Origin of the sequence: Neptunomonas sp. (genome assembly GCF_016744175.1) — a bacterium.
GTDB lineage: Bacteria > Pseudomonadota > Gammaproteobacteria > Pseudomonadales > Balneatricaceae > Neptunomonas.
In genome coordinates this window covers 46,687-61,070 of sequence record NZ_JADGEV010000010.1, presented here as the reverse complement: position 1 = coordinate 61,070, position 14,384 = coordinate 46,687, and the positions used below count along the sequence as shown (strand labels likewise).

General features: G+C 44.4%; 14 protein-coding genes and 2 pseudogenes. 5 read left to right on the top strand and 11 right to left on the bottom strand.

The annotated features are described in order from the left end of the window. Positions 1-345: pseudogene (locus tag QZZ55_RS06515) on the top strand (hypothetical protein); the annotation flags it as partial. A gap of 86 nt (positions 346-431) precedes the next feature. Here the strand turns inward: QZZ55_RS06515 and speE are convergent. The 3 genes from speE to prmB all read right to left on the bottom strand — a co-directional run bounded on the left by speE (position 432) and on the right by prmB (position 3,643). Next, positions 432-1,286: a polyamine aminopropyltransferase gene (speE, locus tag QZZ55_RS06510; protein ID WP_293266539.1), complete on the bottom strand. Its 855-nt coding sequence runs from the start codon at positions 1,284-1,286 to the stop codon at positions 432-434. 295 nt (positions 1,287-1,581) lie between these two features. After that, on the bottom strand, positions 1,582-2,676 hold the full coding sequence (gene aroC, locus QZZ55_RS06505; protein ID WP_293266538.1) for a chorismate synthase: 1,095 nt from the start codon (positions 2,674-2,676) through the stop codon (positions 1,582-1,584). A gap of 49 nt (positions 2,677-2,725) precedes the next feature. Next, positions 2,726-3,643, bottom strand: a complete 918-nt coding sequence (prmB, locus tag QZZ55_RS06500) for a 50S ribosomal protein L3 N(5)-glutamine methyltransferase (protein ID WP_293266537.1) — start codon at positions 3,641-3,643, stop codon at positions 2,726-2,728. A 72-nt stretch (positions 3,644-3,715) separates the two neighbouring features. On the opposite strand from prmB, the gene QZZ55_RS06495 reads away from it, so the two are divergent. Both QZZ55_RS06495 and folE read left to right on the top strand, forming a co-directional pair. Next, positions 3,716-4,282, top strand: coding sequence for a Smr/MutS family protein (locus tag QZZ55_RS06495; protein ID WP_293266536.1), 567 nt, complete (start codon positions 3,716-3,718; stop codon positions 4,280-4,282). An 86-nt stretch (positions 4,283-4,368) separates the two neighbouring features. Next, entirely contained in the window at positions 4,369-4,908 is a 540-nt protein-coding gene (gene folE / locus QZZ55_RS06490; protein ID WP_293266534.1) for a GTP cyclohydrolase I FolE, read from the top strand. Between the two features lie 44 nt (positions 4,909-4,952). Here the strand turns inward: folE and QZZ55_RS06485 are convergent, their stop codons facing one another. The 8 genes and pseudogenes from QZZ55_RS06485 to dinG form a co-directional block, all read right to left on the bottom strand. Continuing rightward, positions 4,953-5,864 carry a patatin-like phospholipase family protein gene (locus QZZ55_RS06485; protein ID WP_293266532.1) on the bottom strand — a complete coding sequence of 304 codons (912 nt, stop codon included), beginning with the start codon at positions 5,862-5,864 and terminating at the stop codon, positions 4,953-4,955. Continuing rightward, on the bottom strand, positions 5,861-6,712 hold the full coding sequence (locus tag QZZ55_RS06480; protein ID WP_293266530.1) for a DUF4892 domain-containing protein: 852 nt from the start codon (positions 6,710-6,712) through the stop codon (positions 5,861-5,863). Before QZZ55_RS06480 ends, QZZ55_RS06485 begins: the two co-directional genes overlap by 4 nt. 55 nt (positions 6,713-6,767) lie before the next feature. After that, entirely contained in the window at positions 6,768-7,607 is an 840-nt protein-coding gene (locus QZZ55_RS06475; RefSeq protein ID WP_293266528.1) for an alpha/beta hydrolase, read from the bottom strand. 40 nt (positions 7,608-7,647) lie between these two features. Continuing rightward, positions 7,648-8,094 carry a histidine phosphatase family protein gene (locus QZZ55_RS06470; protein WP_293266526.1) on the bottom strand — a complete coding sequence of 149 codons (447 nt, stop codon included), beginning with the start codon at positions 8,092-8,094 and terminating at the stop codon, positions 7,648-7,650. Continuing rightward, a complete protein-coding gene (locus QZZ55_RS06465) occupies positions 8,094-9,125 on the bottom strand; it encodes an NAD(P)H-dependent glycerol-3-phosphate dehydrogenase (RefSeq protein ID WP_293266524.1) in 1,032 nt (343 codons plus the stop codon). The genes QZZ55_RS06470 and QZZ55_RS06465 overlap by 1 nt, the downstream gene beginning before the upstream one ends. A gap of 24 nt (positions 9,126-9,149) precedes the next feature. After that, the gene (locus tag QZZ55_RS06460) at positions 9,150-9,371 is read right to left on the bottom strand and encodes a hypothetical protein (RefSeq protein WP_293266522.1); all 222 of its coding nucleotides are present in this window, start codon (positions 9,369-9,371) and stop codon (positions 9,150-9,152) included. 364 nt (positions 9,372-9,735) lie between these two features. Beyond that, positions 9,736-10,884, bottom strand: a pseudogene (gene rhlB, locus QZZ55_RS06455) (ATP-dependent RNA helicase RhlB); the annotation flags it as partial. Positions 10,885-11,048: 164 nt separating this feature from the next. Beyond that, positions 11,049-13,178, bottom strand: a complete 2,130-nt coding sequence (gene dinG, locus QZZ55_RS06450) for an ATP-dependent DNA helicase DinG (protein ID WP_293266520.1) — start codon at positions 13,176-13,178, stop codon at positions 11,049-11,051. A 125-nt stretch (positions 13,179-13,303) separates the two neighbouring features. Here dinG and lexA point away from each other — a divergent pair, with 125 nt between their 5' ends. Further along, positions 13,304-13,918, top strand: a complete 615-nt coding sequence (lexA, locus tag QZZ55_RS06445) for a transcriptional repressor LexA (RefSeq protein ID WP_366512298.1) — start codon at positions 13,304-13,306, stop codon at positions 13,916-13,918. Then, positions 13,915-14,376, top strand: a complete 462-nt coding sequence (locus QZZ55_RS06440) for a SulA-like leucine-rich domain-containing protein (RefSeq protein ID WP_293266516.1) — start codon at positions 13,915-13,917, stop codon at positions 14,374-14,376. The genes lexA and QZZ55_RS06440 overlap by 4 nt, the downstream gene beginning before the upstream one ends. Positions 14,377-14,384 lie beyond the last annotated feature (8 nt).

Genomic DNA, 14,384 nt, shown 5'->3' with positions numbered 1-14,384 from the left:
GTTGCTGAAGTTGCTGAAGTTGCTGAAGTTGCTGAAGTTGCTGAAGTTGCTGAAGTTGCTGAAGTTGCTGAAGTTGCTGAAGTTGCTGAAGTTGCTGAAGTTGCTGAAACAGTAGAAATTACTCAAGCGAATGAAGCAAGCAATAACATCACTGTTGAAACCGCTGCTGATGAAGCCTCCTCTACGGCAATCGAAACAACTGCCGAGCCAGCTCAAGAGCAACCGACTGAACGAGCACCTCGCAGAGCCCGACGCACGACTCGCGCACCTAACGATCCTCGAGAAATCCGTCGCCGCCAAGTAGAAGAAGCGGCTAAGCAAAGCGCTGAAGCGCCGAGCGAGTAAGAAAAAAAGCGCTACCCTCTAGGCGGCGTTTTTTAACAAATATAAAAAAACCGGCATTAGCCGGTTTTTTTACACGTATTGAACTATTAAACGTCAGCTAATGCCTCAATGACATACTGCGGCAACGCAAAAGCAGCCACGTGCATCTCAGGATTATAGTAGCGAGTTTTTATGCCTGATTGTGCAAAACGCTGCTTCAACGTATCAACCGAGACATTACGCAAGGCCGCATCATCAGCCCCCCAAGCCAACGTCATATTACCGCCAATGTAAGTGGGTACTGCGGTACAATAAAACGTCTGATCAGAGAAATAAGGCCTTAAACGACGACGCGTTGTTTGCACTTCATCTACTTGCATGAAAACAACGCCATTTTGCGCAACAAAAACGCCTCCATCGTTTAAGCAGCTTTTACAACCCTCATAAAAACGACTACTGAAAAGAACCTCACCTGGCCCAACTGGATCTGTGCAATCAGAAATAATGACATCAAATTTTTCATCTGTTTCGCAAACAAATTCAATACCATCAGCAATAACAATATTCGCTCGAGAGTCGTCATACGCACCGTTAGAGTGCTTAGGCAGATAAGTCTTACACATATCGATAACAGACTGATCGATTTCAACTTGAGTTGCGTGTTCAACCTCAGGGTGCCTCATCACTTCGCGCAGGATACCACCATCACCACCGCCGATAATCAACACACGCTTAGCATTCCCATGAGCAAACAAAGGAACATGTGTCAGCATTTCATGATAAATAAATTCATCGCGCTCCGTTGTCTGAATAATTCCATCCAGCGCCATGACAGTACCGAACTCTTTATTACGGAAAATAATCAAATGCCAAGAATCAGTTTGCTGCTCAAACAAAATTTCTTCGACAGCGTACGACTGCCCATAGCCGTCATAAAGTGTTTCTAGAAAGGTAGTAGTCATCAATTCAGTCCATCTTTGTACTGCATAATTTATTCATTAACTTGCACTTACAACAATAAGAACAAGCGACCTTAAATACCACGTCATCTGCTCCTTCGAGCAAACCTACATCTTCTAAGCAATGACCCAATGCCTTGCCAGAAAACAAAATGCCCAGCCAAAGCCGGGCATCTAACAAACAAAGTCGATCTTTTACCTTGTTTTACACGACTGACGCTAGAAAACCCGTCACGATCATTTAAACAACAAATAAATGCATTCGAACTTTTTCATCTCGCTCGTCTTAAATCTCGACTTAGCCAGAGATAACAGGCGTAGTGCATTTAACATCAGCGTTTTGTGCACGATGGCGCAATAAATGATCCATCAAGACAATGGCCATCATCGCTTCAGCTATAGGCGTCGCGCGAATGCCAACACAAGGGTCATGCCTTCCCTTTGTAACAACTTCAATCGGTTCGCCTTTGATATTGATACTGCGCCCCGGTAGCCTCAAGCTAGATGTTGGTTTAAGCGCTATATGCGCGACAACATCTTGGCCTGTTGAAATCCCACCCAAAATGCCGCCAGCGTGATTTGAAAGAAACCCTTCAGGTGTCATTTCATCACGATGCTCAGTACCTTTTTGCTCAACAGCCGCAAAACCATCACCAATTTCGATCCCTTTCACTGCATTAATACTCATTAACGCATGTGCAAGCTCAGCATCTAGGCGGTCAAAAATCGGCTCACCCAGCCCTACAGGTACACCAGAAGCAACAACAGAAATTTTAGCGCCAACAGAGTTCCCTTCCTTACGAAGCTCATCCATGTACACTTCCATTTTCTCTGCCGCCGCTATATCAGGAGAGAAAAACGGATTTTGCTCAATCTGATCCCAATCAAAATTATTTGTATCAATCGTAATAGGACCTAGCTGTGATAAAAAACCACGAACCTCTACCCCTCTACTGGCGAGGTACTTCTTAGCAATACCACCTGCCGCAACACGCATTGCTGTTTCACGTGCGGATGAGCGACCACCGCCCCTGTAATCACGAAAACCATATTTGTGTGTATACACATAGTCAGCGTGCGCTGGACGGAAAGTTTCTTCAATATTGGAGTAGTCCTTAGAGCGCTGATCAGTATTTTGAATTAACAAACCGATAGAAGTGCCCGTTGTTTTCCCTTCAAAAACACCCGAAAGAATTTGTACCTCATCCGCCTCACGACGCTGAGTAGTATGCCGGGATGTACCAGGTTTACGTCGATCCAAATCGCGCTGTAAATCAGCTTCTGATATCTCAATCCCAGGAGGGCAACCGTCAATAATACAACCCAAAGCGGGACCATGACTCTCACCGAAAGACGTTACTGTAAACAGCTTACCAAAACTATTGCCCGACATTATCTATAATTCTCTCTATTAAATCTGCTGATTCATTATAACGCCCGAATCAAAATTCGTCGCGAAAATGCTTTAACTCTTGCGCTGTAATCACAAAAACGCCGTTACCACCGTCAGGCAGATCTACCCAAATAAATGGAACATGCGGAAATTCCGTCATCAGGTGGACTTCGCTATTACCAACTTCAACAACTAAAAGCCCATCATCCGTCAGATAATCACATGCCTCACGTAAAATAGAACGTGTAATGTCTAAGCCATCATTCCCAGAAGTTAACGCCAGCTCAGGCTCATGCTGATATTCTTGCGGCATACTTTCAAAGTCTTGCCGATCTACATAAGGTGGATTTGTAACAATCAAATCGTACCTCTGACCACTAACCGCTTCAAAAAGATCACTCTGAATAGCCGCGACTCTCTCTGCTAACTCATGTTGCTCAATATTTTTTTGTGCAACCACCAGCGCTTCAACAGAGATATCAACCAAATCTACTTGCGCCTCCTCAAAGGCATAAGCACACGCAATTCCAATACAACCACTGCCGGTGCATAGATCTAGTACGCGCTCAACAAGACCTTCACGTAAAAAAGGAGAGAACTCTGTTCCTATCAATTGAGCAATAGGCGAGCGGGGAATGAGCACTCGCTCATCCACATAAAAAGGCATCCCCATAAACCATGCTTCATTAGTAATGTAAGGCAACGGTTTGCGTGCTTCGACACGCTGGCGGACAAAGCTAATAACCCGAGCCTTTTCAGATGTCATCAAACGCGCATCTAACACCGTTTTATCACTATTCCAGGAAAGGTAAACGCCCGCCATGACCAGCTGCACAGCCTCATCCCAAGCGTTAATATTGCCATGCCCTAAATAGACCTTATGTTCATTCAATAAACTACACGTCCAACGTATAAAATCGCGCACTGTTTGTAATTCAGTTGCAACCTGCTCTTGATCAATCATCATAACTATCGGGATAATACCTAAATCTGATTTGGTTTAAGCCAGACAGTTTAATGAATTCATGTGCCCGGTGCTATGTCTGACAAAATAAACTCAAGTAAGACCGACTCAGAAATATCCTTTAGCGAGGTAATGAGTGATGTCTCACCAATAAAACACGAAAAAACCGTCTTGCGTACGAACGGCCCTATCCGCAAAGATAAACAGCGCGAATATCATCGAACGATGGCCCAAGCAGAAATAGAACAAGTCATAGATGGGCTGTCGAGTGAGATTGTTGATATTGTTGAATCTGACGAGGAGTTAATTTTCGCGGCTCCCGGCATACAAATCAGCGTCATGAAACGCCTACGCAAAGGCCATATTCCTTGGGAGGCAGGTATTGACCTGCACGGAATGACAGTAGACACCGCGAGAGACGAGCTAAGCGCTTTTATTCGAGACTCACAACGCCAAAGTATGCGTTCTGTCATGGTTGTTCATGGCAAAGCATTCAGCCAGTCAGGACAACAACCTGTATTAAAATCCTATGTGAATGACTGGTTACGCCAACTATCTCAAGTGCTGGCATTTTGTTCTGCACAGCCTAAAGATGGCGGCTCTGGCGCACTTTACATACTGTTGAAACAAAACAGGCAATAAATTAATGCCGGCTACTTTACGAAACAGTTATGTTCGCGTAACTTACAACTTTTTTTGACGCATATTACAGAGGATATTCATCAGTGATGGAAAAAGCATACGCTACCATTATCGAACAAGTAGGCGAAGACCTTAGCCGTGAAGGCTTAGTCGACACGCCTGCTCGCGCGGCAAAAGCAATGGCCTACCTGACACGCGGATATCAGCAAAACCTTGAAGAAGTGGTAAACAACGCCCTTTTCCCGTCAGATAATAGTGAAATGGTTTTGGTCAAGGACATCGAGCTATACTCACTGTGTGAACACCACCTACTTCCTTTTATTGGCAAGGCACACGTTGCTTACATCCCTGACGGCAAGGTAATTGGTCTTTCAAAAATTGCACGCATTGTTGATATGTATGCTCGACGCTTGCAAATTCAAGAAAACATGACAAAAGAAATAGCCGAAGCCATTATGTCAATGACTGGCGCTAAAGGCGTTGGTGTTGTGATAGAAGCGAAGCATATGTGTATGATGATGCGCGGTGTCGAAAAGCAAAACGGGTCTATGAAGACATCCATGATGCTTGGGACTTTTAGATCGAAACCTGAAACCCGTTCAGAATTTCTTGCTCTATTATCATAACCCTAGCTTTCAAGGCAGGTACAGGAGCCCTGAGAAGGGCTCAACTATACAAACCTTCTCTCCATTTTATTCAGACACTCTATAGTCACACGCCGCCCCTCTTCAATAACCTCACTTGCTCTATGAAAGTCGTGGAAACGGCAGATTTCAGTGGGTATATTTATCAGCAGATCCGGGCGATAACCCGCCACTTTATATTGAGTCAAAGCCCCTTGCATCACTTCAAGCGAACTCATGATAACATCCAAGTTACTGTCTAATTTCAATTTATTATCTCCAGCGCCATGGAGCAACTGTACCACTCGATCGTCATCATCTTGATTATTCTGAAAACCTTTCTCAAGAGGCCACTCAGCAAACAAATCCTCTTCGGAAGGCGCATTAGTCTGTGGAAAATCCACATCCGGCATAACAGGACTACCATTCAGATCAACAGCAATAATCAGATCAGAATGCGCCGCAACGGTTGGGATAATCGGTAACGGATTTAACACTCCTCCATCAACCAGTACACGATGGGCATCAACAACAGGCGTGAATACTCCCGGCACAGCAGCCGATGCTCTAATTGCAGCTTGCAGCGACCCTCGCTGAAACCATACCTCTTTTTGATGGACGATATCAGTCGCTACCGCAGTAAAAGGAATTGGCAACGACTCAATGTCAGGATCACCCGCAATATCCTTAATTTTTCGAAATAACTTATCACCGCGAATTGCACCAATCCCAAATGTTAGGTCCAACAAACGTAAGATCTGCAGGCGAGATAGCCCCATAACCCATTCGGTGTATTCATCCAACGCCCCTGCTGCATACAAGCCACCAACCAAGGCCCCCATAGAGCTACCTGCGATGCAGTTAATGCGATACCCTCTAGCCTCTAGTACTTGAATGACACCAATATGTGCGTACCCGCGAGCTCCTCCGCTACCCAGCACTAACGAAACACTTGTCATAGAGACGAAGAACCGGCTACAAGAACAACTACTAGGTTATTTTGCCTCAAAACAGAAGGCGCTAATGCCCCCACTGACTGCACAGACAGATTCGACATCTTACGGTCAATCAGCGCCTGACGTAGCTGCGAGGCTTTAGTAGCACTAAGCGCCTTTCCTTTCTCTAATGTTTCCCCTTTATGGTGAACCACTAAGGTAAGGTCCTGACTATAAGACTCTAACTGACCGATCAATTTCTCGAGAAGGTTCATGTCAGGTAGCTGATTAATCGAGATACCAACATATCCTTCTCTTTTAATAGTGGCGGTCATTCGTGCAGCCACATCGGTTTCGATCACATCAATATGGAAGTACAGCTTACGGCTACCACGCTCAATCACATACATTGAGACAGTCACTCCCGGCAAACGAGCAGCAAGGTAGTATTGAGAACGCTCAACACCATATAACTTAGAGAAGTTAAAAACATCATTAGCCCAATAATTACTGCTTCCACACTCTCGCCCCTGACAACTAAACAACATCTCTGCTTTTTGTTTTTCAAGCTGAGTTTTGAAAAAACTAAAAACCTTACGTGTTGTATTGCCTTCAGGTATACGATAACTAATACGGGTAAGACGCCCTGTCATGCCCTCTTCACGCTCTAAGCGTTCAACACCATTTACCTGCTCCACACTACCCAACGGTAATGCATAATCAGCTAACGGCAATGTTTTATAATTAACTATCCACGACCCTCTAAAGCGCTCAAGAACACTATCGTCAGCAGAATCCACAAGATCATCAGCAGCATGTATAGCCGATGCACCAAACACCAATATAAGAAAGCAAATCCTTGTCAACCACATCAGCAGAAAACCCTTATGACTATTTAAAAGTTAGAACACTATTTCACTGAAACATTCATTCGATACTACTTTTGATATCCTCTGCAATTAGCTTAGCCGCTTCAGGCTCAAGGTGCAGATGATGATTACCCTCAAAATTAATGACATCGACCGATGAAATTTGTGCAATTCTCGGCTGCCATGACTCATCATGAATTCCATCATTACCGAGATAGAGTCTTACTGGTGCTTTCACTGCTTGCAAGAAAGCACTCACTTGAACTTCGCTCATACGCAATAACGACGGTAGCATTAAGCTAGGGTCACTACGCCAAATATAGCCTTGCGACATATGCTTCAAACCCCGCTCAACCAGCCACTCTGCCGCTTGGCGATTTACTGGCCACCGCCCTTGCATACGTACACTAATAGCCGCTTCTTTATCAGAATAAGGCCTGAGTTTTTTTGATTTCATTCTGCGTCGCTTAAGAATAGCATCACCCATTAAGCTCGGTAGATCAGATGACTCATATACCAATGGTGCCAGTCCTTCAATCAAACACAGACGCTCTATACGATCAGGAAAAGCCCCTGCGAACAAAGTCGCTATGCTGGCGCCCATTGAATGGCCCAGCAGAGTCACTTTATCCAGCCCCAATTGATCTAGTACTAATAGAAGATCACTTACATTATCCCAAATATAGTAAGGCATCGACGCGGGGCGATGCTGCGTCATTCCATGACCCATTAGGTCCAACGCAATGAAGTGGAAATCGCTGAAGTGTTTGCGGATTTCATTAAAAGTAGCCGCATTATCTAGCCACCCATGAAGCGCCACAATTACATTTTTCCGGCCTTGGCCAGATTCCAGTGCATGTAGCGATAATTCATCTAGTTGAAATTGTCTTTCATTCATAGTGATAAATTAGCAGAGCTATACATAGAAAGCTCTAGAATTATAAAGATAAACGTATCGCAGAAGCCGATGCCGGCCAGAGAAGATCAAGAACTACCAATTGCCCGGGAAGCAATGGCTCTGGGGTATGAATTACACCCTCAGTTAAAAAAGGAACAGCATAACCTATCAGCGGCTGATGCGTAACAACCAATAAATTATCAACCCAATGTTCTTCTAATGCAGCAACTGCATCACTTAACGACGCATCAGGCGACCAACGATCATCAACAACCCTCTCTACCCCAGGAACGAGACCCGAGACTTGAGAAGCCGTTTGTACGGCTCGTACGTACGAGCTGCTGATTATTTTTTCTACAGATAAAAGAGACTGCTGATAATGCGCTATTTGACGCTCCACATAAGTAACACCTGCCGACGTCAGAATACGCTGACGATCGTTTGAAGCATCCCAACCTGCCTCTCCATGGCGCATCAGGATTAACACTAAATAGTTTCTCTTGGTAAAACAAATTCTACATCCGAGCTCTGCTCATTCATCATCAAGGCCTTCACAACCTCTTGAACATGCGCACCATTAAACACAACTTCATATAAACCTGAGACTAATGGCATATAGATTTTTAGCTCATCAGCTTTGGCTTTAATAATGCGAATGGTATTCACGCCTTCAGCAACCTCGCCTAAAGAAGCAACGGCTTCTTCTAGGTTTTCACCACTACCTAATGCATAGCCAACACGATAATTTCTACTCAAAGGAGACATACAGGTAACTATCAAATCACCTACGCCAGCCAGACCAAGGAATGTCATCGGGTTTGCCCCCATGCTCACGGCAAAGCGGCTCATTTCCGCCAAACTACGTGTTAATAGCATGCTTTTGGTATTTTCCCCCATCCCCAAAGCAGCGCTGATGCCTGCTGCAATTGCATAGATATTCTTAAGTGTGCCCCCAAGCTCCACTCCATACATATCTGAACTGGCATATACCCGAAAGTAAGACTGCTGCAATGCTATTTGAACATCAGATCTTAATGCTTCATCGCCGCTTGATATAACGGTAGCGGTGAGTTGATGTTTAGCGACCTCTTTGGCAAGGTTTGGACCACTCAACACCCCGACTCTAGCACTAGGAAGCTCATCTTTAAGGATATCGCTCATTAAGCTAAAGGTATCGCCCTCAATACCTTTAGTGGTGCTAACAACCATTTGCCCTGACTGCAAAAAAGGCTTAGCCAATTGCACTACAGTACGAAAACTCTGACTAGGAATCGAGACGAAAACAAGTGACGCATCCTTTAGTGCTAACTCAATATCCGTAGTAGCCCATAGGTGCTCAGATAAAGAGTAATCTGGCAAATAACGTGAATTAATATGCTGTGTATTTATTTCTTCAGCTCTAGTGGCATCGCGCATCCACTGAGAAACGTTAATTCCTTTTTCTGCCATTATATTGGCGATGACAGTACCAAAACTGCCACCCCCTAACACAGCAACCTTCTGCTGCACTTCATTCATGTGTTCGCCCTTATTACAGATTATTCATCGCTGTTGATCATCAAGACTATCTAATAGCCTATCGATACCTTTAAAGATAAAAATGATAACGCCATATGCAATAACTGACGCCACCAAAAATACCAAAAGCTGTGCAATATCGCCCGTTCTCTGGTAGCCAGCCACAGCAAAAACAGCGAAGAATGCACTAACTACTGTTGCTAAAATGCGTGCAATTAAGCGCGTTTTATGTCGATCATCAGACATCTGAACGACTCTTCTCCTCAGCTTGGTTTCCGTCAATATCAAGTGTCACATCAACATCAGGCGAAGCTAATGACAACTCTACCTGTTTTGGTGTCGATTCAAGCTTACTCATAGACGCTAGCGTAACAACTTCTTCTTGCCCTGCATCTTTCTCCAAGCTCTGATCGGATACTTTTTCAGATGTTGCTTCACTTGACGCAGCAGTAGCTTCAACTTGAGACGTTTCAGCCATTTCATCAGAACCAGCGTCTACTGCTTCATCAGCTTTATCTATAATTTTAGTTTCTGCTGACTTCTCAACTTCAACAGCCGCTACCGGAGCAGCCGTTTTATAAGCATTGGGGTCAGCAAGCAACTCTTCGCTTGGGTGAATGCATTCTAATTTAACACCGGTTTCTTCTTCTATGTCCGGAATCATAAAAGAATCGTTTTCACAGGCAAAACAAATAGAAGTCCCTGTCGCACCAGCCCGACCGGTACGACCGATACGATGGACATAATCTTCAGCATCTTCAGGCAACTGATAGTTAACAACGTGAGTAACACCATCAATATGAATTCCACGCCCAGCAACATCCGTTGCTACGAGTACTTCAATTTTACCGCTCCTAAAGTCCTCAAGCGTTTTAACTCTTTTGTGTTGAGGGATTTCTCCAGACATCAAAGCAGCTCGAACACCATCTCTTTTAAGCTTCTCTGCAAGATCACGGGTTTCATGACGGCGATTTCCAAAAACAATAACGCGCTCTATGTTATTTACACGAATATAGTTCCGCAAAAGCTTGTACTTTTCATGGCTCGAAACAAGAAAGACTTTCTGGCTAATATTCTCTGTTGAACGACGCTCTGCTTCGATCTCAATTCGAACAGGGTCATCCGTCCATTGCTGAGCAAGGCTCATAATATCATCAGTAAAAGTAGCACTGTAGAGAAGTGTCTGACGCTCATCCCCTTTACGTGGCGTATTACGGATGATAGTTCTTACATCCGGTATAAAGCCCATGCTTAACATCCGGTCGGCCTCATCCAAAACCAACACTTCAACATTATGAAGGTCGACTTCTTTCGAACGTACAAAATCAATTAAACGTCCCGGAGTAGCAACCAATATACCAACAGGGCCTGCTTTTAACTCTCGTCTCTGCTTTTCGTAGTCCATACCACCAACAATAGAAACTACATTTATATCTGTATATTTACACAACAACACCGCATCAGCAGCGATCTGCAATGCTAACTCCCGCGTGGGAGCAATGATAAGCGCTCGTGGCTCTCCTGAACGCTGCTTATCTTCAAGCTGAAAATCAAGCAGATCCGTAATTATGCCGACTAAAAAAGCCGCTGTTTTACCCGTCCCCGTTTGCGCTTTACCAATAATATCTTTCCCTGCCAAAGCAGGCTTAATCGTATCAGCCTGAATAGGCGTGCAGTATTCAAAACCAAGATCGTGAATGGCGTGCATCAACTGGTCAGGAAGTGAAAAGTCATGGAAACGCTTTTTACCTTCAACCACTGAAACAGCAGACTCACTCGGTGTCCAAGTGCTGCTTTTTGCAGTTTTACTGGGACGGCTTGATGAACGACGTTTATCTTTACGTTCATTTTTTACTAGCCCTTCAGTTTTTTCGCCAACTGATTCGCTCGTGTTACTCTGGTTAAGTTCTTCCAATGTGTTACTCACTTTTGACTGATTTCGCGACGAAAAGGAGGCAGCGCATCCAGCAATTGTCGGCCGTAACGTCGCGTCACTACACGTCTATCTAATAAAATTACCCGACCAGTATCCTGCTCGGTACGTAAGAGTCGACCTGTAGCCTGCGTCAAACGCATTGACGCTTCTGGTACAGTCCACTCCATAAATGCATTGCCACCTCGTTGCTCTATCCATTCAGCCATAGTGGCATCAACAGGATCGTCTGGTACACCAAACGGCAACTTAGTGATAATAACTTCTGTCAGGTACTTGCCTGGCAGATCCACTCCTTCAGCAAAAGACGCCAGACCAAAAATAATACTTGGGCTCTCTGCATCCACCGTTTTCTTATGCTGTCTTATAATTTCGTTCTTAGTTAAATCGCCCTGTGCTAGCACCCTACTTCGAATAGCACTATCTAACTTTTCTAACACAGTAAACATTTGGCGCCAGGAACTAAATAATACCAGCGTCGCAGTAGCGCTTATTAGCCCCTTATTCAGAATGCTAATGACTTCTTGCGTATGATCTTCTGGCTTACTAGGGTCTGATTCCATGCTAGGGACTGATAATACAGCCGCTTCAGAATAATTAAATGGACTAGGTAGTCGTTCACACAATACATCTTGAGGCAATCCCAGCTCATGAATTAGGCGATTGAAATGCCCTAACGCGGTCATCGTCGCTGACGTTAATACTGCACCAAAACAACTAGTCCACAGATGCTCTTGAAGTGTCTCTGCCGCCGATACTGGACTACTTCTACATTCAAAGTCGACACCATCACTCGCATCAACTAAATTAATCCAGCGTGCGGTAGGAGCAACGCCTTCAGGGTCAGCAATAGCATAGCTCTTATTTAACCAATACAGTGATTGAGCACGCATCCACAGCAAGCCCATACGAGGGTACCAACGCTCTGCTACTTCGCGATTGATCTCTGGAACACCACCATCCAATGCTTCTTTAAGAACATCAACAATTTGCTCCGCCTTTAGCATCCAGCGCTCAGCCGCTGCTGCAATTTCTTTGGCGCTGTGCATCATTGCCTCAGGAAGTACTCCTTTAGGAAATCGAAAGCGGTCTGATGCAGGGCGCTGTACACCCTCCATCAGCATTAAACGCAAATTGCCATGGAGTTGGTCTAATGCAATATCGATATCCTGACGCGCAGGCGTCATACGCTCTACATATTGCGCCAAAACAGCATTGTTATCACACTCGTCAAGCATCGCATCAAGTTGCTTTACTGATGACTTTAACCAACGTTGCGTACCTTTAACGCGCATACTATAAGCAAAATGCCCTGTCGCCTTAGATGAAAGATGGTGCGCCTCATCGAATATGTACACAGTATTCGCAGGCTCCGGGAGGATGGCGCCCCCCCCTAACGACAAATCAGCCAAGACTAAATCATGATTAGCAACCACAATATCAGCTTTGTCCATTGAGTCCCGAGATTTATAAAAAGGACAAACAGAAAAATTACTACAGCGCCGATTTGTACAACGAGTGTGGTCACTAGTTAAAGGAGCCCAACTTGTCGCCTCAATCTCTTCAGCCAAACTATCACGGTCGCCGTCCCACTCACCAGCAGCAAACTTACTAAGCAGATCTTGATAAAAAGATAGCAATGAAGGATCTAGGTTGTGTTCAATCTCGTCTTCATATAACGCAATTTGACCCGTTTGATGTTGAGAGTCTAAAAGCTTTTCTGCTTGAGAAATACAGAAGTAACGGCCTCGCCCTTTGGCTAGCACGTAGTTGACTGATTCACCTAAGAGGCGTGCTACTTCGGGTAGGTCTTTATTCAACAACTGTTCTTGTAGTGCAACAGTTGCCGTGGAGATTACTAACGACTTGGACTGTGATTTGGCAATAGGAATAGCACTAAGCAAATAAGCCATCGTTTTACCGGTGCCAGTTCCTGCCTCAATGACGCAGAGATGGTTTTGGTTAACCCTTTCTCCTTTGCTATCAACTTCTATACCACCCAATGTTCTTGCTATATGCGCAATCATCATTTTTTGGCCATAGCGGGGCGTCATCTCATGATCAGCTAAGAAGCGTCGATATGAAGCCTGAATAGAGTTTTTAAGAGCATCGCTGAGCAAGACAAACCACCTGAATAACATTTGGCGTGGATCATACCAAGATACTGGATATATAAACAGAAAATTACTTTACATCACCCTCTTGCTGTATATAATCACAGATACTGTATAAATACACAGGCACCATTATGAAACTGACCAAACGCCAAGAAGAAGTACTTGAATGCATCCGTGAGCATATTGAAGCTACCGGGTACCCACCAACACGCGCTGAAATTGCTAGGTCGCTTGGTTTCAAGTCCGCTAATGCTGCCGAAGAACACCTAAAAGCGTTAGCAAGAAAAGGCGCCATTGAAATAATCCCCGGTACTTCTCGAGGTATTCGCTTACCTGAACTTGAAAACACAGAACAAGGTATACCTCTTATAGGCAGAGTTGCAGCCGGTTCGCCAATACTAGCGCAAGAACATATAGAAGAGCACTGCACTATTTCAGCCGATTTTTTCCACCCTCCTGCAAATTATCTGCTTAGAGTCCACGGAACAAGCATGAAAGATATTGGCATCATGGATGGTGATTTGCTCGCAGTCCACCAATGCACAGAAGCACGTAACGGCCAAGTAGTTGTTGCTCGCATCGACGATGAAGTCACAGTAAAACGATTCAAAAAAGAAGGCCACATGGTCTATTTATTGGCAGAAAACACTGAATTTTCGCCTATAGAAATAGACCTACGACAACAAGAACTATCCATCGAAGGCTTAGGTGTAGGCGTTATAAGACAAGGAGGCGAACTATGATTCAGTTACATAACCATCGCAACAGACCTAGCATGGCATTGCTGCGTAAACATGGATCAAACCAAATTATTCAAAAACCTATAACAGCAAAAAAAGAATTTGGTAAGATTACTGAAATTGTTACTCGTAGTGGCGAGCTAAATGATATGCCTTTGCTAATGCCGCTATTAGCACAACTTAGCCACGAAGACAGATGGCTAGCTTGGATAGCACCGCCAAGTAATTTACCGCGTTCTTTTTTGCAAGATGCAGGTATCGACTTAAACAAAGTCATTTTACTCTACCCAGATGAACATCATTCCGTATTACAGCTAGCAAAAAAAGCATTAAGTATTGGCACTTGTCACGCTGTGATCAGCTGGGCTGAAAATATCTCAGAACATGAAATAAGAAATTTGGAACACTCAGCTCAACAAGGATGTAGTAATGGCATCCTCATAAGAAGACGCCACCACTAAACAGCAGA